Origin of the sequence: Gluconobacter cerinus, assembly GCF_025961355.1 — a bacterium.
In the GTDB taxonomy this organism is placed as follows: Bacteria; Pseudomonadota; Alphaproteobacteria; order Acetobacterales; family Acetobacteraceae; genus Gluconobacter; species Gluconobacter cerinus.
Genome location: NZ_JAOQNM010000001.1, coordinates 2,943,350 through 2,962,153, shown reverse-complemented (window position 1 = coordinate 2,962,153; position 18,804 = coordinate 2,943,350). Strand labels below are relative to the sequence as shown.

General features: G+C 51.9%; 9 protein-coding genes. 1 reads left to right on the top strand and 8 read right to left on the bottom strand.

The features are described 5' to 3' along the window. Positions 1 to 67: 67 nt before the first annotated feature. From M2305_RS13855 to M2305_RS13840, 4 genes are all read right to left on the bottom strand, one after another. Entirely contained in the window at positions 68 to 1,591 is a 1,524-nt protein-coding gene (locus tag M2305_RS13855; protein ID WP_264649697.1) for a carbohydrate porin, read from the bottom strand. A 210-nt stretch (positions 1,592 to 1,801) separates the two neighbouring features. Beyond that, positions 1,802 to 2,950, bottom strand: a complete 1,149-nt coding sequence (gene lldD, locus M2305_RS13850; protein WP_264649696.1) for an FMN-dependent L-lactate dehydrogenase LldD — start codon at positions 2,948 to 2,950, stop codon at positions 1,802 to 1,804. Positions 2,951 to 3,599: 649 nt separating this feature from the next. Continuing rightward, positions 3,600 to 4,622, bottom strand: a complete 1,023-nt coding sequence (mgrA, locus tag M2305_RS13845) for an L-glyceraldehyde 3-phosphate reductase (protein ID WP_264649695.1) — start codon at positions 4,620 to 4,622, stop codon at positions 3,600 to 3,602. Positions 4,623 to 4,671: 49 nt separating this feature from the next. Then, the gene (locus tag M2305_RS13840; protein WP_264649694.1) at positions 4,672 to 5,760 is read right to left on the bottom strand and encodes an LLM class flavin-dependent oxidoreductase; all 1,089 of its coding nucleotides are present in this window, start codon (positions 5,758 to 5,760) and stop codon (positions 4,672 to 4,674) included. 106 nt (positions 5,761 to 5,866) lie between these two features. Here M2305_RS13840 and M2305_RS13835 point away from each other — a divergent pair, with 106 nt between their 5' ends. Next, positions 5,867 to 6,955, top strand: coding sequence for a Gfo/Idh/MocA family protein (locus tag M2305_RS13835; protein ID WP_264649693.1), 1,089 nt, complete (start codon positions 5,867 to 5,869; stop codon positions 6,953 to 6,955). Here the strand turns inward: M2305_RS13835 and M2305_RS13830 are convergent. From M2305_RS13830 to M2305_RS13815, 4 genes are all read right to left on the bottom strand, one after another. Beyond that, positions 6,930 to 8,147: an MFS transporter gene (locus tag M2305_RS13830; protein WP_264649692.1), complete on the bottom strand. Its 1,218-nt coding sequence runs from the start codon at positions 8,145 to 8,147 to the stop codon at positions 6,930 to 6,932. The genes M2305_RS13835 and M2305_RS13830 overlap by 26 nt on opposite strands. A gap of 82 nt (positions 8,148 to 8,229) precedes the next feature. Continuing rightward, on the bottom strand, positions 8,230 to 10,359 hold the full coding sequence (locus M2305_RS13825) for a TonB-dependent receptor (RefSeq protein ID WP_264649691.1): 2,130 nt from the start codon (positions 10,357 to 10,359) through the stop codon (positions 8,230 to 8,232). A 385-nt stretch (positions 10,360 to 10,744) separates the two neighbouring features. Next, positions 10,745 to 10,960 (bottom strand): hypothetical protein, encoded by a 216-nt coding sequence (locus tag M2305_RS13820; protein WP_264649690.1) that lies wholly within the window; start codon positions 10,958 to 10,960, stop codon positions 10,745 to 10,747. 188 nt (positions 10,961 to 11,148) lie between these two features. After that, entirely contained in the window at positions 11,149 to 18,576 is a 7,428-nt protein-coding gene (locus tag M2305_RS13815; RefSeq protein ID WP_264649689.1) for a GH36-type glycosyl hydrolase domain-containing protein, read from the bottom strand. Positions 18,577 to 18,804 lie beyond the last annotated feature (228 nt).

Sequence of the window (18,804 nt, the reverse complement as noted above, 5' to 3'; positions counted from 1 at the left end):
ATCAATTCTCCTGACGTCGTGTCGTTAATGCTTATCCATGCCGGTTTCCGGCCCTGGATGCGGAGGTCTACAGATTTCCGATAACTTTGAGGCCGATGACTGTTGCGTTCGGGATGACTGATGTCTCTCCGGGTCGCATCTGATATTCAAAAGACGGCTGAAGAAGCACACCAGGTACAACCGGGATGCCATAATAGGCTTCCAGCGTCGCCGTATGCGTCTGGGGGTTATTCACTCCCGCTGGGAACGGCAGACCTGCATCCTGCAGGAGATGCTGCCCGAGCGTTAGTCGCTTACTGATCTGATAATAGGAGTACATCACGCCAAAGCGATCGAGAGGACGGAACGGGATGATGCCGAGAAGCGACGTTCCAATATAAAATTGATCAGAAAAGACCGAGACTTGCGGGGTATTGTGAATATAGCCTGCCATCAGGTAGCCTCCTGCCATCTGATGCAAACCATGGCTGCGGTAAATCATCTGGTCGGCCTCAATGTAAAATGTGTCGCGTGGCTGAGGTCTCTGCACCGCGTATCGCAAGGCCATGGAAGAGGGGACGGAGCCAATCATGTCTGCAAAGCCGCTGGTATCGTGGCCGAAGCCAAGCTTGTAATGGCCGGGTAGCTTTCGGGGTCCGATGAACGGTTCCCAGGTCAGTTCAATCGGCAACATCACACCCGTCTGTTTTTCGCTACCCCAGGCCCAGCCTGATGGATTGGATGTCAGGACAGAGGAGGCATAGACACCTGTTCTCAACGTAAGATCACGTGTCGGGCGCAGGCGGATCGTGCCGCCCCACGTTGCTTTCGGATAGACGCTCCATCCTTGAACCCCTTTGATGCCCACTGGAGCCGAGCACTGAATCATGAAGGTGCACAACAACAGCGACGTGCCATAGGTGTGTGTAAGCGTAATGCGACCAAGATTGATGTTGATGCTGTTGCGACGAAACGCTTTTTCCACATAAAAATCAGCCAGATGCGCTGCCATGTGACCGGAAAGACTGTACACTTCCGATAGCAGAATGCGGCGCTCTCCAACGTGATCAAAGCTGATCTGACGGCCGGCTCGTTCCATCAAAACCCCATGCAAGATCCAGCCATCCAACCCAAGCAGCTTCCCCAGATCGAAGTTGTTCACCCAGGTCAGTTCATGAGCGTAAGACATGCCTCTGCTCAGGCCGCCGCTCACGTTCGCCAAGGCCTCTCCTTTGTAAGCAAACTGGAACGTGTAGCCGCGCTTGCCGAGCCATGCGCGTGCAGGGGACAACTGCGTGACCAGATTACCGAAAGCCTGAGCGGGCACGAAATAGCCAGCTGAAAGATCACGTTCCCTTAAAGCGTCATCTCTATGATTGAGGAGCGCAGACAGACTTTCAGTATTGAAAAGGCTTTCAAGTTGGTTAGGGTCCGCAAGGTGCTCACTGCGCTTAAGATCCACATGCGTTCTTACAGCTTTGTTCCCATTCGATTGGGAAGACGCGCTCTTGTCAGCCTGACTGCTCTTTCCTGCGCGCGGCTGTTTGACAGCGTCTGATCCATCAGGAGCGCTTCTCGCAGAATTAGCTGTAGCCAAGACCGTCAGCAGCATTACCGCTGAATACCAGATGGTTCGGAAACATTTTCTGCTTCCAGCATCGCATAACGACGGCCTCCAGCATTCGGAAAAAACATGCAACATCGCTATTACGTTCCATAAAGGAAACATATAGTGTTTCGTGAAGACGCAATGAACAGATAATCGCGCAGTCAATCTGCCACGCGACATACCTGAAGACAGTATTACTGAGTCATTATAAAGTCAGCGTTCTCGCGCGAGCTTCTCTACACTGTCCGATGTAATCTCCGAAATTGAGCGCGCTCCGGTCAGGATCATCGCGACGCGCAGTTCTTTTTCGATGATATCCAGGACATTCGCGACACCACGCTCTCCTGCGGCCGCAAGTGCGTAAACGAACGCTCTACCCAGCAGAACAGAATCAGCGCCGCATGCAATCATACGTGCGATGTCTAGACCGCTACGAATTCCTGAATCAGCAAGGATCTTCAGATCGCCTTTGACGGCATCTGCGATCGGGGGCAGGGCGCGGATTGTCGAAAGAACGCCGTCAAGTTGGCGGCCACCATGGTTGGATACCACAATCCCATCTGCGCCGAATTTTACTGCGTCCTTTGCATCCTCGGGGTCTAGAATCCCCTTGATGATCATCGGGCCGTCCCAGAAATCGCGGATCCACTGCAAGTCTTTCCAACTTATCGAAGCATCGAAGTTACCAGCGAGCCATCCGATATAATCTTCGAGGGCCGTTGGCGTGCCACGATAGGTCGAGATATTGCCCAGATCATGCGGACGTCCGCGCAAACCGACATCCCACGCCCATTGTGGATGCGTCACGGCTTGAGCGTAGCGACGCCACTTGGCGAACGGCCCGGACATACCCGAATGAGCGTCGCGGTAACGTGCTCCTGGGGTAGGCATGTCCACAGTGAAGACAAGAGTGGTCACCCCCGCTGCCTTTGCACGTTCCAGAGCGTCACGCATGAAGCCGCGATCCTTGAGAACGTAAAGCTGAAACCAGATGGGCTCTCGAACTGCTGCCTGTACTTCCGCAATCGGACACACCGATACGGTGGACAGCGTAAACGGAATACCCTTGCGACTTGCTGCCCGTGCTGCCTGAACTTCGCCTCGGCGGGCATACATGCCGGTCAGGCCCACCGGGGCGAGAGCAGCTGGAAAAGCTAGCTTACGTCCAAACAATTCGATAGACGTATCCAGATCGGAGACATTGCGTAGAATACGCTGCCTCAAAGCAAGATCTGCGAGGTCGGTAGTATTTCGTCTGAGTGTATGCTCGGCATACGATCCGCCATCAATGTAATGGAACAGGAAAGGTGGAAGTTTCCGAGCGGCGGCCTTTCGATAATCTGTCGCTGCTGAAATAATCATTGCAACTCTCCCGTTGCGGCTTTTGCCGTTCCGCAGCCGCTTCTTCCAAAATTCCATAAGTCCGGTTTTTTTACGGACTGCCTAACGCATTGTCTGGAAGAAAAGACTCTTAACATCCATTCGCATAAAAACGCGCTATCCATATATTTTCGATATGCAAAATTACATCCGCATAAATAAAATGATATATTTTAATGACTTACTCGGATTATCCGGCACGGTGTTAAATCAGCGTCAAGGAGATGTGATTAACATCATTAGAATTGAGATTTTTTGGAGCCCCCAAAACGGCGCATATCAATGGTTCTGGAGCAAGAGCCGCGTGCATAATGTCAGGAAAACGAGAGCACACTGTTATCCATGTAGCTGACAATAGCCGCGGAACCGGCACACCCAATCAGGCTAGATCAGCATTTTTGAGCCGACGGAAAGTGCGTCTCATAAGATACACGAGTGTTTAAGTTGTCCCACTACATCGCGTAACTGTAGAAACGACCCAGAGTTTTTTTACCGAAGACGTTACAAGCTAAAGCTATCTAATCGATAGGGCAAGCAACAGGCCTGTGCGAAAATCCCAGACAGGTGGCCAATAGTCATTCTCTTGGCCGCCTGTGTCGCGATACCTATAAAATCAGACGATTTTCAAGCATCAGTCCGAAAGATTACGCCAGAGATCGATATTTCCTTCGCGTGCATATTGGTCGATAAGCTTGAGTTCTTCCTCTTGGAATGCTGAATTTTTCAGAGCGTCCAATGAATCGTCAAGTTGCTGAACATTCCGGGCACCGATGAGCGCAGACGTGACACGCGGGTCGCGCAGGATCCAGGCTATGGCCATCTGCGCCAGGGATTGACCACGCTTCTGGGCAATATCATTCAGAGCGCGAACATGGGCGATGTTTTCATCTGAGAGCATCGCGCGCGCAAAAGAGTCACCTGCCGCCGCACGTGAGTTTTCCGGCGTACCATTCAGATACTTGTTAGTCAGGAGACCTTGGGCGAGGGGAGAAAAGGCTATGCAGCCCACTCCAAGGCTCTCAAGCGTATCGAGCAGTTCAACTTCAACCCAGCGGTTTAACATCGAATATGATGGCTGATGGATGAGTAAAGGCACGCCTTCAGATTTTAGAATAGCTGCTGCCTGCTTTGTTCGCTCCGGCCCATAGGACGAAATACCGACGTAAAGCGCTTTACCCTGGCGATGCATCTGAACCAGAGCGCCCATCGTTTCTTCAAGCGGCACATCAGGCGTTGGACGATGTGAGTAAAAAATATCGACGTACTCAAGCCCCATTCTTTGAAGACTTTGGTCAAGCGATGCCAACAGATATTTACGTGATCCGCCATTTCCATACGGGCCGGGCCACATATCCCAACCAGCTTTTGACGAGATGATCATTTCGTCACGGTGGGCCGCAAAATCCTTTTTCAGGATCGTGCCAAAATTTTCTTCGGCAGAACCATAAGGAGGGCCATAGTTGTTAGCCAGATCGAAGTGAGTAACCCCTCGATCAAAGGCACGCCTGATAACGGCTCTTCCCGTCTCAAAAACGTCGACACCTCCAAAATTATGCCACAGGCCAAGAGAAATTGGCGGCAGGTCAAGGCCCGAACGGCCACAACGACGAAATTCGGCCGCTTCATAACGGGATGGGTTTGGTGTCCAACTCATGAGAAGTTCCTAACTTTGCTGATTGCGTACGGAATTATGGCGGCGATGGTCAGTCAAATCGGGACAACGGCGCATGGTTCAGATGCGGCAAGACATGCCTGGCAAATAGATCACATTCGCTCTGATGAGGATATCCAGATAGAATAAACGCTTCCATCCCGAGGTCTTGGTAGGTACGTAACTTGGCCAGTATCTGATCAGGCGTCCCCACCAGCGCAGCACCGCAGCCAGAGCGTGCACGGCCAATACCCGTCCATAGATTGTCTTCAACATACCCATCACTATCTGCATGATCGCGGAGTTCACCTTGACGAAGCACCCCGGCAGTCGCGGCATCCAATGAACGATTGCGTATGCTTTTCCCCGTCGAAGCATCCAAACGTGAAACAAGCCGTGAGGCTGCTTCACGAGCTTCTGTTTCTGTGTCACGAACGATGACATGAACACGGTAGCCGAATTTCAGGGTACGACCGTATCGTGCTGCACGCGCGCGCATATCGCTAACAACATTTTGAACCTGATCGAGCGTGTCGGGCCACATGAGATAAACATCTGCAGCCGCAGCGGCTGTGTCTCGCGCGGCTTCTGAGAGCCCGCCGAAGTAGAACAGGGGAGACCTCCCGCCGTAGCCCTGAAGGCGCGGGGCGGCGACGGAAAATTTATAAAATTCGCCATCTACGTCCACGGAATTACCATTCAAAAGTAACCGCAGAATATTCATATATTCAAGCGTCCGTCTGTAGCGTGGTGCGCTCTCCAGCGTTTCTCCGGGCAAATCAGACGAGATAATGTTGATGTCGAGCCGTCCTTCGGACATCTGATCAAGCGTGGCAATCTGCCTTGCTTGCTGAGGGGCCCAGACTTCTCCACACCGGATCGCGGCTAACAACTTCAGTCGCCGCAGCATCGGGGCCATTCCCCCAGCAAAGGCAATCGTGTCTAAGCCGAGACTGTATCCAGAAGGAAGGAGGATACGGTCAAACCCTCCTTTTTCAGCGCCAAGCACGATATTGCGGCAATGGTCCCAGGATGAACGAAGAGCAACATCCGGCACTCCAAGAAATTCGTAGTCGTCATCACAGAGGGCCGAGAACCAGCTCACTTCACAGGAAGGTGCAAGATCTGAAGCTGCCAGCATCGAACGAGATCCTTAATAACTATTCATAACTGTTATATATATTTACCACTCTGCTTTATTGATGTATATCGAACACTACGATCATAACAACAACAAGTGTCGGATAATGCGCTTCATTCTCGTTGGTACCGGCCTCATGGCTCAGGAACATATCCGTAATCTGGCTCTTGTTCCCGAGACCCGTATTGTCGCGCTTGTCGACCCTGAGCCATCTTCCATCACGTGGGCCCGAGAAAGCCTTCGGGCAAGTTTTGGCGAAGAGGCTTCAAAAATCCCAGCGTATGCCAATGTGCAATCCATGCTGGCCGCTACTGAGGCAGATGCGGTGATCGTCGCGTCACCCAATTATACGCATCACGACGTTCTGTTGCCTTTGCTTGAAACTGACCTTCACATTCTCTGTGAAAAGCCGCTCTGCACGACAATCGCCGATGCGACTGACATCGTGACACGCACAGAAGCACGAAAGGGCATTTTCTGGGTTGGGATGGAATATCGGTTCATGCCACCCGTTTCCCGTTTCATAGCTGATGTTCATAACGGGGCAACAGGAACATTACGGCAGTTAGCGCTTCATGAGCACCGCTTCCCGTTCCTGAATAAGGTCGGGGACTGGAACCGTTTTAACCGCAATACAGGCGGCACAATGGTTGAAAAATGCTGTCACTTTTTCGATCTGATGACATGCATTGTACAAGCCAACCCAGTTAGCGTTTTCTGTTCCGGCTCAGCAGACGTCAATCATCTTGACGAACGTTATGACGGGCAAGTGCCCGATATCATCGACAATAGCTACACAATCGTGGACTTTGATAACGGCGTCCGCGCTCTGCTGGATCTCTGCATGTTTGCAGAAGGCTCTGAGGAGCAGGAGAAACTTGTAGCCATTGGCGATCGCGCAAAGCTTGAAGTTGGAATTCCTTCTGGCGTCAAGATTTTGTCGCCGCGTGTCCCTGCTGGCGAGCACAAAGCGATTACTCGCGAAATTATTGAGGTACGCAACGACGTACTGGCTGCCGGCAACCACCATGGTGCGACCTATTTTCAGTTGTTGGCGTTCCTGGAAGCTGCAGCAGGACGTGCGCCCGTTCAAGTCACGGCTTCTGACGGTCTACTGGCGGTAAAAGTAGGAACTGCGGCCGAAATTAGCGCTCGGGAAAGGAGGATGGTTAGACTGGCGGAATTGGAAGGTTAACGATTGGCTTTTCTGGCACTGATAGCAACTTCCGTGCTGGTGCGAAGAGGGTCAGGCACAACCAGCCTAAGACATATGCCACAGCGCAATAGCTGAAAATCGCGAGCATCGACTGCCCCGGAGCTGCGAAGCGCCCCACGATATGGAGCATAAGCGCACCCCCTATATTCCCGGCAAACGCGCCTATTCCAGTCGCACGCCCCGTGATGCGTGTGGGCGCCCACTCCGTGATAAAGCCGAACAGATTGGTGGCAAACGCCTGATGGGCGGCAAGGGTCAGTCCGCAAAGGGCAATGCCTAGAGCAAGGCTCGAGGTCGTGAGGAGAAGCGGAAGAGGCAGCACACAAAGTGCGGCAAGGGCCATAATGGCTCGTCGGGATGCTTCGTGCGTTAAACCGAAACGGACCAGAACAAAAGGGGCGTACCCGCCCAAAACAGACCCTATTCCTGCCATTCCATATGCGATGGCGAGAGGGAAGCCCATAGAAGACGGCTCAAGGGAAAAGCGTCGGTGGAGCAGATCTGGCAGCCAGAAGAGCAGGAACCACCAGACTGGGTCCGTCAGAAATTTCCCCAAAGCAAAACCTGTGACAGAGCGCCAGACAGGCAGGGCAGTCTGTTCGTGATGGTTTTCCATCTGGGAGGCTTCACGCATGGTTCCCGGATAGGCAAAGCGAAACCATACAAGAGCACAAACAAGCCCAGATGCCCCAACCGCGACGATCGTGCCGCGCCACCCAAATAAGGGAAACAAGAAAGCTACAATCAGCGGGGTTCCCATCGCTGCGAGATTAGGCGCAGCGTTCAATACCCCGATAATTCGGCCTTGGGCATTCCGAGAGAACGTGGTTCTGATGGCTTTCATACTCGCAGGCGTTCCAGCACCTTCGAACAACCCGAGAGCCACACGAACAGCAACAAAACCGTTTATAGTTCGCACGGCAGCATGCAGGATTGTGGCAATGCTCCATCCCGTAAGGCCAATTCCGAGGGTCTTTTTCAGACCTAAACGATCGACAAACCAACCACTCGCTAAAAGACTGACAGCGATTGAGGCCTGAGACCATGACGAAATCGAAGCGTAGTCCGCAGATGTCCAGCCGAAAGTACGATCAAGTTCCGGCTTAAGCAAAGCAATGATCTGACGGTCAGCATAGGCTATGATACTGATCATAAATAGAAGAATCGGCATCAGGACGGTCTGGCCACCCGATATGCTCCCATCCGCTTTTTCACTGACTTTACTTAAACTTGCGAGCCGGATCCTCATTGGCTCAGAAGTCCTTATGCAGGGCAAAGCCGCCATAACGACCGTAATCTCGCGGAAGCCAGTTCACCACACCACCCAAGCTTCCGTAGCCTATATAGGACGCGTAATGCGTATTGATGGCGTTGCGCATGATCAAAGTAAGGCGCAGGCGATGTTTCCTGTCCTCAACTGTCGTGCTGAGATTCCAGATTCCATAAGCTTTTTGAATGGTATCGGGCGTTTCAGTTAATGAATACTGAGTACGGCTCTGCCACGTGTAATCACTATCAAGCGAGAGAGTGAACCGATCATTGATCGGGCGCGTATAGTCCGCGTTTAGAACGAACTTCCATCTTGGTGCGAAGGGTAGGGGTTGGCCGTTCACGTTGCAGGAAAGTGGAGCACCCGAAGGGCAGTTAAAGTGGTCAACAGTCGCATAGGTATACGCGAAATTACCCCCAACCGTCATGTAACGAAAGGGACGGATAGAGATGTCACCTTCTACACCTTTGCTAGAGACGGTTCCGGCATTGATAAGTCGGGTGACAGTCGCCCCTGCAACAGTATCAAGAAAATTAGCCTGATAATTTGAAAAATCTTCAATAAACGCGGCGAAATTAGCCGTGATCCTGTGATTAAGAAATTGCGACTTAAGGCCTATTTCATAGCTATTATTCTGTTCTGGGCGCAAAGCTTTTGCGTCCGTGTTCTGCATGTTGAAAAATACGTTGTAGGCTGGCCCTTTATAGCCGTGCGAATAGGTAAAATACGCATGAATATCACGGTTGAGGTCATACTGGAGACCAATCCGATCCACATATCCATTATGCGCTGTCGAACCATTTGATGCATAATTTGGACGGATACCTGTAACTGCTTCAGCAGATGTCGAAGTACGAGAGAACCTATAGTCCAGATCGTCTCGCAGGAGACGCAACCCCAGAATGGCGCGAAAATTGCCTGTAAAATTCAAATTTCCTTCAGCAAATGCTGCGTAATTATTTCCTGTCGTTCCAAAACTTGCATGGCCGGATGAGGCCGTTCCGGTATAGGGCTGCAACGAGCGGTCATAAGTCTCCGTATCAGACGTATGAAGATAATACAGGCCAGCCACATAATCGAAGAGATGACCTTTTGGAGAGGCAACACGAACCTCTTGCGAGGCCTGCCAGAAATCCAGCCAACCATGATCCGCCAACTGCGGGAGCGAAGCATAAGCTTGGGAAAGCTGATCGTAATCCTGATCCTGAGTGTTCTGCCAGCGTCTGTAAGCCGAGATAGAGGTGAGGGTGTAATCTCCAAATTTTCGATCGAGTGTGAGGGATGCACCACCGTTGTGATCGATTGATTTGCTCAAAGTATTATTGCTGACACGCGTGTTGTTCGAAGACGCCTGAATACCCTCGGACGCCAAAGCCTGGGTAAGCGCAGCATTTCCAGTAACAACGCCCGTTGGATACGCGACATGCGATGTTGAAGAGAATACGCCATTGGGCACGGCATCATTGGAGTACATATAGTCCAAGCTCAAGGTAATGCGTGTCTGATCATCTGGAGTCCATGCAAACTTGGTGCGAGCTCCACGATGTTGATATCCGTTTACGGTATCGCGGGTACTGAGGTTACTGACATTGCCGGTGTAACCACCCACGAGAAAAGAAGCATTTGCTGTTAGCTTGGAAGGAACAAGTGTACCGGACGCTCCTGCGCTAAGACGATATTCGTCTCCGGAGAAATAGGACGCATCAGCATGGGCATGAAAAGCTTCTGTAGGGGCTGAAGTCACGATATTGACCGCACCGGCTGAGGCATTCTTACCAAAAAGGGTACCTTGCGGGCCCCTCAAAACTTCAATGTGATCAAGATCAAGAAGGTCTGCGGTTGCCTGCCCTGAACGTGCGAGAACGACACCGTCCACCACAGTTGAGACCGAAGGCTCAACACCTGGAGACGTGGAAATCGTTCCTATTCCACGAACGAAAACAGTCCTATCTTTTGACGATGCACTTGTCCGGAAATTCGCGGATGGAATAAACTGAAAAATGCCCTGAAGGTCATGCACATTGTTTCGTGCAGCCTCTTTGGATGTGAAAATAGAGGTTGCAACGGGCACTTTTTGTAGAGGTTCGCTTCGTCGGCGAACAGTCACTGTCACTTGTTCCTCCCCACCAGAAACGGTCAATGGTGCTACATTCTTTGGCCTGTGGTCCGGCGAGAATTTTGGTGTGGAAAGGTGTGTTTCTGCAGCAAAACCCTGAGTATTTGAGAGACCAGCGCACACCAAAGCTATCGCAGGTAACAGCCGTTTTGTGGGTTGACTGCACCTAACGGCGCGCGACACCAAACTATCAGATCGGTTTTGCACTTTTTTGTCTCGTGTTTTATTGACTAAATATTCATATACCTATTTGTTTTTGGTTTAACAATCGTATTGTTTTTTATAACTATTTTCTTTAGTTATAAAAAACAATACAGCTTTATGGTCCTCTGTGATGTTTCCCACAGGATAAAAAAAGGAGCGGAAAGGGCGGATCTCATTGTCACATCCGGCATGGAGTTGCTCGTATAGCCCCCACTTGATTGACCAGAGCCTGCCGGGCGGAGCCCCATTTTGCACCTACGGCTTGTGAATGGGCGCGGACTAAGGTGCTATCGAGCATATACTGCCGGTTACCAGTCAGACCCAGATCCACTAGGGGTTTGCTAGAGAGCAGAACAGACACCCTGTTCAGTCCAACCAGTGAAGAACCAGACATAAACCGAGTTCCACTTGCCGTAGCGCTCACTGATGTGCGCGCTCAGGAGGGAAGAAGTGTGACGATAATGTCCATACTTCCGATGAGCTGATCAACCTCGTGCCATGTCTGCTCCACTACGCTGACTTACGAAGATAGCCAATGAAGCACTGGTCTTACCCCAGATTCCAAAACTAACAGGTCTTTTGTCAATGTGGCCTAAGCACGCAGTCTATGCGATGCATGAGACCGTCATCCATCATATAAATTGGACTTTTTAGCGGAACCATCTTTTCCTCGTTGATGACAAAAAGGTCTCCTTCACAGACACCATCAGGGTTTTTTATCTGAATATGATATTCTGATGTTTTCCAGCGCACACGAACTTCGTATGACGACCAGCCTGAGGGGATGCGTGGATTAAGGGACAGTCGATTTCCTTCAATCTGCACGCCCAGTAACATCTCAACCCCGACGCGTTGCATCCAACCCGCCGACCCCGTGTACCAGGACCATCCTCCGCGGCCGACATGAGGACTGGAGGAATAAACATCCGCGACGACGACATATGGCTCAACCTTGTAGCGGTCTGCCGCATCCTGATCGCGGGAGTGGTGAATGGGATTGAGCGTTGAAAACATCTCATGCGCCGCATCGCCGTCTCCAAGAAGGGCCGTTGCCATAACTGTCCATAGAGCTGCGTGTGTATATTGACCGCCATTTTCTCGGATACCCGGCGGATAGCCTCGAATATAACCCGGGTCAGGCTCTGAGGTATCGAAGGGTGGGGTCAAAACCATGATGATTTCCCGGTTCAGATCGACAAGCTGGTCCTGAACAGCGTTCATGGCCTGTTTTGCTCGCTCGGGAGATCCTGCCCCTGAAATTACAGCCCAGGACTGAGCTATGGCATCAATGCGTCCCTCAGGGTTTGCATGGCTGCCTAAAGGGCTGCCGTCATCAAAGTAGGCACGCCGGTACCAAGATCCGTCCCATGCTGCTTCCAACGCGTGTTCAAGCTCCTTCATGATCCGCGTCCACTTCGCCACATGTTCTGTGTCCTGTCGGGCCTGAGCGAGCGGCAGGAAGGCTGCCAACGTGGCGTGCAAGAACCATCCCAGCCAGACACTTTCTCCGCGTCCTGCTTCGCCCACTCGGTTCATCCCGTCATTCCAGTCCCCGGTTCCCATCAGCGGGAGACCGTGAATTCCTCTCTGCAGACTGTGATCGAGAGCAAGAACGCAGTGAGCATAGAGCGACGCTGTTCTGTCCGTTACGTCAGGCTGGAGGAAACGCTCATGCTCCCCGTCAGCCAAAACTGCTGCCTCCAGGAACGGAACTTCTTCATCCAGAAGGGTCGCGTCACCGCTGACTCGAACATAGTGTGCGACTGTGTAGGCAAGCCACGCACAATCATCAGAAATCCTTGTGCGAACTCCATTTCCTTTCTGAGGGAGCCACCAGTGTTGAACGTCTCCCTCTGGAAACTGTCGGGATGCCGCCCGCAGAAGGTGCTCCCGCACCAGTTGAGGAGCGGCCAGAACGAGCGACATTCCGTCTTGCAACTGATCTCGAAATCCATAAGCACCGCTGGCCTGATAAAAGCCTGCCCGTGCCCAGATGCGACTGGAAAGGGACTGATACAGCAGCCAGCCGTTCAGCATGATATCCATGGCGCGATCAGGCGTATGAACCTGTACGGCTCCTGTAATCGCCTCCCACCTGCGATGCACTTCATCCAGAACAGCATCCAGATTGGCATTTCTGTATCGCCGAACAATCTGACGAGCATGGTCTGAATTTTGCCCCTGACCTAGCAGAAAAACAATTTCGGTGCTTTCTCCGGGTTCAAGCGTAATGACAGTCTGCAAGGCGGCACACGGATCAATTCCGGCCCCGACAATACCTTCAAGCGGGCCGCCCCGGACAATGGCTTGAGGGAGAGAAATAGTGCCATTTCGACCCAGGAATGTGCATCTGTCATCCGTGCTTGATGTCTGCTGAGCCGACATATCCGCAAAGGCGACCCGGTCACCAAACGTCTCGCCCCACTTGTTCCTGACAAACAGCGCGCCAGTGTCATTATCCTGCTCTGTAAATACAAAAGGGGCAGTCGTACTGCGGGACTGTCCGAGCACCCACTCGGTATAGGTCGTGACTCTCAAAGTCCGGGGTCGGGAGGATGTGTTGGTCAGTTTCAATCTGGAAATTTTTACCGGATCTTCGAGCGGCACGTATTGTAGCAAGGTCGAAGCAATATCGTTGGTGTGTCGATCAAACTGACTGTATCCACGCCCATGTCGGCAAACATAAACAGCACTGTCATCTGGGCAAACGGCTGCCAGAGGAGACCAGAACTGCCGTTTTTCCTCGTCACACAGGTAGAAAGCTTCCCCAGTTGGATTCACGACCGGGTCGTTAGACCAAGGCGTCAACTGGTTCTCCTTGCTGTTCTCCGACCAGGTATAACCGCTGCCTTCTGCGGAGACCTGAAACCCGAAATGAGGACTGGAGATGACGTTGACCCAAGGGGCAGGGGGACGCGCCTTCCCACGGATGATGACAGCATACTCCTTCCCATCAGACGTGAAGCCTCCATATCCATTTGGCAGTTCAAGCTGAGGCAGCACGGGGGTTTCCGCTGCTCCACGGTATGCACGGCAGGGACGTATGGCTGCCTGCAAGACTTTCGCGCCTTGCATGACTTCAATACGGGTCAATTGATGTTGCAGGTTTCCTCCCTTACCCGTCAGCACCACATAAGCCACGGAGAACAGAAGATCTCTGACTGTTTCTGACATAAGCGCGCCGCGAAGAAGACGGACTGTACCCGTCTGCCCTGAGGATCGAACAAGGGCTTCCAGTGCGTGCTGTAGATCCTGCGCATAAGACGTCGGATGGTCGTTCAGAATAACAAAATCAAAAGCGAGGCCTTTGAAATTCAGATACTCATGGGCTGTGAGAAGGGTCCGGGCGAGGTCGAAATCTTCACTTTCTGTGATGACCAACAACAGGATTGGTAAATCGCCGGAAACGCCCTGTCCCCAGAGATCTGCCTGTTTGCCAGCGCCTCGTTTTATACGGGCCGCAGACGAGCGAAGAACGGAACCTGGGAACAGAAGATAGCCGGCAAGTTTCTGAAAGAGGTCTGCCTGTACGGGCTGGATATCGAGATGGCGTAAATGAACCTGTGCATGGGTCCATGCGAGGGTCAGGGCACGATCGAGATCCGCTCCACCGTGATGACGTTCGATGCTTTGAATGAGCGCTTCGCGTGTTGACGCAACAATTGTCCAAAATGATACATGCCGAGTAGAGCGCGCTGGAATTGTGAGCTTGCACCGCGCAGCGAAAACGGGATCCAATACCGTCCCCACTGATCCGGAGAGGGTGCCCGTTCCAATAACCGCAATCGGCTCCCGCAAATCCCTGCCACGACCGATAAATAGGGCACGATCCGTCTCGATGGAAAGGTCATCGCCGCCAATGATCAGGTGTGCTGCCCAGATCTCTGTATCAGACGGATTTCTTTTTCGCCGTGTGGCAACAATTGCTCTGTAAGAAGAGAGATACTCCGTCTGGACAAACATTTTTGCGAAAGCAGGGTGACTGAGATCCATACCAGGCGGGCATAACGCCAGCTCGACATAAGACGTTACGTTGATCTCAACCGTTGAAGAATTGGAGTTTCGAACTGAAATACGACGAAGTTCTGCATCATCTTCGGCTGAAACAAGGACTTCCATCGTCGTCGTCAGCTTGTTGTCCTGACGCGTATATGTTGCGCGGTCTTCCCTGAATTCTACACCGTAGCTCTCAGCCTTAGCTCCAGATGGCTGGAATCCTGCGCTCCAGAAGTGACTGTCTCCGGACGCCTGAAGGTAAATATAAGTCCCCCAGTTATCGAGCGTGGGATCCTGCCTCCATCTCGTAACAGCCTGATCACCCCACTTGCTATATCCTGACGCAGCGGCCGTCAGCATCACGCTGTATCGTCCATTTGAAAGCAGATGGGTAACAGGGGCAGTCGTGTCCGCTGTCTGTAAATGGCGGCCACCGGCCTGCATCTGTATGGTCAGCGCAGGAGGGGCGAACTCTTCTTCCTTCAGCGGGGTGGTAATAGCTCCACCTGTTGGTGCACGCTCCTGCAAGAGCAGTTCTGCCGCTCCGATAATGGGTTCTGCATGGAAGCGGGTTCGCATGAGGCCTTTAAGGACCGTATCCGCTATTGCAAGAATGGACATGCCTTGGTGATGGGCCATGTAAGAGTGAATGATTGCAACGGTCTGGTTCGATTGCAGTCGCGCCTTTGTATAATCCAGCGCCTCGTAAAATCCGTAGGTTCCCTGAGCGCCTGCAGCTTGCAAGGCCCGGAAGTTTTCTGTTGCCAGACGCGCATCAACCATCGAAGCCAAAGCTGTGGCGTAAGGTGCAATAACCAGATTTTGGGCCAATCCTCTCTTCATCCCCAGTCCTGGGACACCAAAGTCGGAGTACTGATAATTATATTCCAGATCGCGTGCATTATAGGCAGATTCCGAAATACCCCATGGCACACCGCAGAACTGGCCATATTCAATCTGACGGTGGACAATCTGCCGACTGGTCTCTTCTAAAAGACTATCAAACGGTGCGGCCATGATCAGGGACGGCATGAGGTACTCGAACATCGACCCAGACCAGGAAACCAGAGCTTCGCCATGGGCCACCGCAGCAAGAGGCCTCCCCAGACGAAACCATTCCCAGGCAGGAATGTCGCCTTTTGCAATGGCAAAGAAGACAGCAAGCCGCGCTTCGGATGCCAAAAGGTCATAGCAGTTATCGTCGAGAGTGCCTTCATTCACGGCAAACCCGATCGAGAGCAGTTTCCGATCTGAATTTCTCAAAAAGCCAAACTCCATGTCCAACGCCATGGTTCTTGAGATTTGTGCAATTTTACGGAGTTCATCATGGAGGGAAGGGTTATCTTCGAGATCTTTCCGTTCACTCCGCAGGCAGTTCTGGGCAGCATGCAACCAGAATAGGAGGTCCTCGGCACCTGTCGTTGTGGTGCCTTTTCCTGCACTTCCGGCCATGGCACGTCTTTGTAGAAGATGCGCCAGTTCCTCTGCCTGACTGACGAGCATCTGTACTCTGTATGTAAGTGTGACCTGACTGGCGTGGCCGTCCTTCATGTCCTGAAGAAGGGCGTCCATAAGTTGTGCGAGTTCGGATGACCGAAAGATACCGTTTCCCGATGTCGCTTCTTCAAGCGCCAGATTCAGGGCGTCTCTTATACCTTCACGCCAAATGTCAGATTTTCTTCCTTTCTGAACCCACTCTTCGCAGGCACCCGCCAACGTCATCAAATGGCCAGCGAGATTGCCACTATCCACTGTCGAAACATAAATAGGGGACAGCGGAGAGAGATCAGAGGTGCTGTACCAGTTATAAAAATGCCCTCTGAAACGCGGAAGCTGCAGCATTGTCTCAAGGGTGGCACTCAAACGGGATGTTGCGTCTGCTACCCCAATCCACCCGAAATCACATGCCGCGACAACAGACAGGAGGTAAAGCCCCATGTTGGTTGGAGATGTTCGATGGGCAACAAGAGGGGCAGGGGATTCCTGAAAATTGTCCGGGGGAAGCATATGATCCGCAGCGGTGACGAATGTCTCAAAATACCGCCATGTCCGCCGGGCCTGCATACGCATGAAAACCGTCTCAGCCTCAGTAGCTTCAAGCCTGCGAGCAGACGCACGGTACTGACTGGCCATCCACGCAATTGCCGGTGACAGGCACCAGGCCACAGCGAATGGCAAGATGATAATCCATACCCAGGGACCAGCCACGACCATAACGCCCGCCGCGAGAAGGCCAGTTAAAACGGCTCCACTCATCTGACGGAAATATCCTTGCATCCGCTCACGTGGAGCTTCCGCAGTCTGAGCGGCCGTAACCCACTGAAGAAGGTGCTTTCGAGTAACAAAAACACGCCCCAGTGTTCGGCTAATCGCGTCCCCCATCAGGCAGGCCTGATCAGCCAGAAACACAAAACACAGAGCTGTGGTGAGAACCGTCCGTTTAAGGTCAATTGTCAGAAGGGCAAAATAGCTGCGAAATGTTTCTCCTCTTCTACGCCTGATAATATCAACCAGAAGGGGCAACGCTGCTGGAACAGCAATTGTTGAAACAATGCAAAAGCTCCAGACCGCGGCATTATGGAGATCCAGAAACCAGCCGGCAAACAGGGCGCTGACTGCCATTGGCGCAGAAAGGCTGCGACGCAGATTATCCAGCATCTTCCAGCGCGCAATGCCCGTAAGGGGGCGGGTTTTTATACGTATGGTTGGAAAATGGCCCATCCATGAAAAGATCCATGGAAGAAGCTGCCAATCTCCACGAACCCAACGATTAAGACGGGCAACGGACACCAAATAGTCCGTTGGATATTCCTCGATAACTTCTATATCAGTTACGAGACCTGCACGAGCAAAAACACCTTCAAAAAGATCGTGGCTCAGAAGCGTTCCATCGGGAACCCGGCCGGCTAAGGCTGCTTCAAACGTATCGATTTCATAAATGCCTTTGCCTGCAAAAGACCCCTCTGCAAACATATCCTGATACAGGTCAGATACTGCGGCCGTATAAGGTTCTATCCCGTTGGGACTTGAGAACACTCTTTGAAATAGCGTGCTTTGCCGAGCTTCGGGCAATGAAGGCGTCACACGTGGCTGGAGAACCGCATATCCCTCCGTGACGCGGCCTTTTTCCGGATCAAAACGGGCATTATTGAGCGGATGGGCAATCTTCCCGACAAGACGCCTGACAACCTCATGCGGAAGACGTGTATCGGAATCTACGGTAACAATATACCGTACACCTTGAGGAATGCTCTGATCGGGCAGATCAAGAAAGCCGGTATCTGTTGCACCGCGTAGAAGACGATTTAATTCATGCAACTTACCGCGTTTTCGCTCCCATCCGATCCATTTTCCTTCACTAATGCTCCAAAGACGCCTGCGATGGAGAAGAAGAAATCTTGTGCCAGCAGAGCCCGATCCATAAGTCCGATTTAGCTTCCCGATTTCTTGGATAGCCACATCCAGAAGATCATGATCACCTTTCCGGTTCTCGGTTGGAGAGTCTGTCCAATCCGTCAGTAGGGCAAAGTAGATCTCACCATCCCGACTGGACAGGTAATGTTTCTCTAAACGATTTACCATTTCTACAATGGAAGATCGTTTTGTCAGAAGGGTGGGGACAACAACCATAGTCCGCAGCGGTGCTGTGACTCCCTGTCTGAGTTCAAGTGCGGGGAGTTCAGATACTTTGATGGCCCACATCAGAAAGCGATTTACACCGGCGACTACCGCATCAGTGGCAGGAATAAATCCCAGAACAATCAGCGCAAACGCGGCGCGACCTGACAACTGGCCATTCATGGCAGAAAGAAAAGCGGTCAGGACGAGTAATGTCAGCACTGTTACAGCCAAACTGTAACCCGTTATGCCTAGTCGGCGGCAACCCTGTCCGATTTGTACGCGTAAGGGAGCACGGAACTTTAACTCTGCTTCGAGCCACTCCCGACCTTCTGCTAAAAGATAGTAACCAGGATCTGATTTGCGAAGATCAGAATTTGGGGTGTCTTTTTGCATTGCAGCAAGAGAAGTGACCTTCTGAGCGATCTCACACTCTGTATAGCTGGACCCTTTCGCAAGGGCCTCAACGGCTTTGCTATATAAATTCCGGGTAGGAGGATCCATATCCGAAAAGCCCGTATGACGATAAAATATTTGACTTACGGGGCTTGTTTTCTCAACAATACCGTTCCAATCCAGAGTCGTTATCAAACGCATACTTGTAATAATATTTCTCACAGTGGC

Bases quoted from the DNA above. Each gene is read 5' to 3' on its own strand.
- M2305_RS13855 (WP_264649697.1), bottom strand. From the start codon at position 1,591: ATGCTGCTGACGGTCTTGGCTACAGCTAATTCTGCGAGAAGCGCTCCT.
- lldD (WP_264649696.1), bottom strand. From the start codon at position 2,950: ATGATTATTTCAGCAGCGACAGATTATCGAAAGGCCGCCGCTCGGAAA.
- mgrA (WP_264649695.1), bottom strand. From the start codon at position 4,622: ATGAGTTGGACACCAAACCCATCCCGTTATGAAGCGGCCGAATTTCGT.
- M2305_RS13840 (WP_264649694.1), bottom strand. From the start codon at position 5,760: ATGCTGGCAGCTTCAGATCTTGCACCTTCCTGTGAAGTGAGCTGGTTC.
- M2305_RS13835 (WP_264649693.1), top strand. From the start codon at position 5,867: ATGCGCTTCATTCTCGTTGGTACCGGCCTCATGGCTCAGGAACATATC.
- M2305_RS13830 (WP_264649692.1), bottom strand. From the start codon at position 8,147: ATGCCGATTCTTCTATTTATGATCAGTATCATAGCCTATGCTGACCGT.
- M2305_RS13820 (WP_264649690.1), bottom strand. From the start codon at position 10,960: ATGTCTGGTTCTTCACTGGTTGGACTGAACAGGGTGTCTGTTCTGCTC.
- M2305_RS13815 (WP_264649689.1), bottom strand. From the start codon at position 18,576: ATGCAAAAAGACACCCCAAATTCTGATCTTCGCAAATCAGATCCTGGT.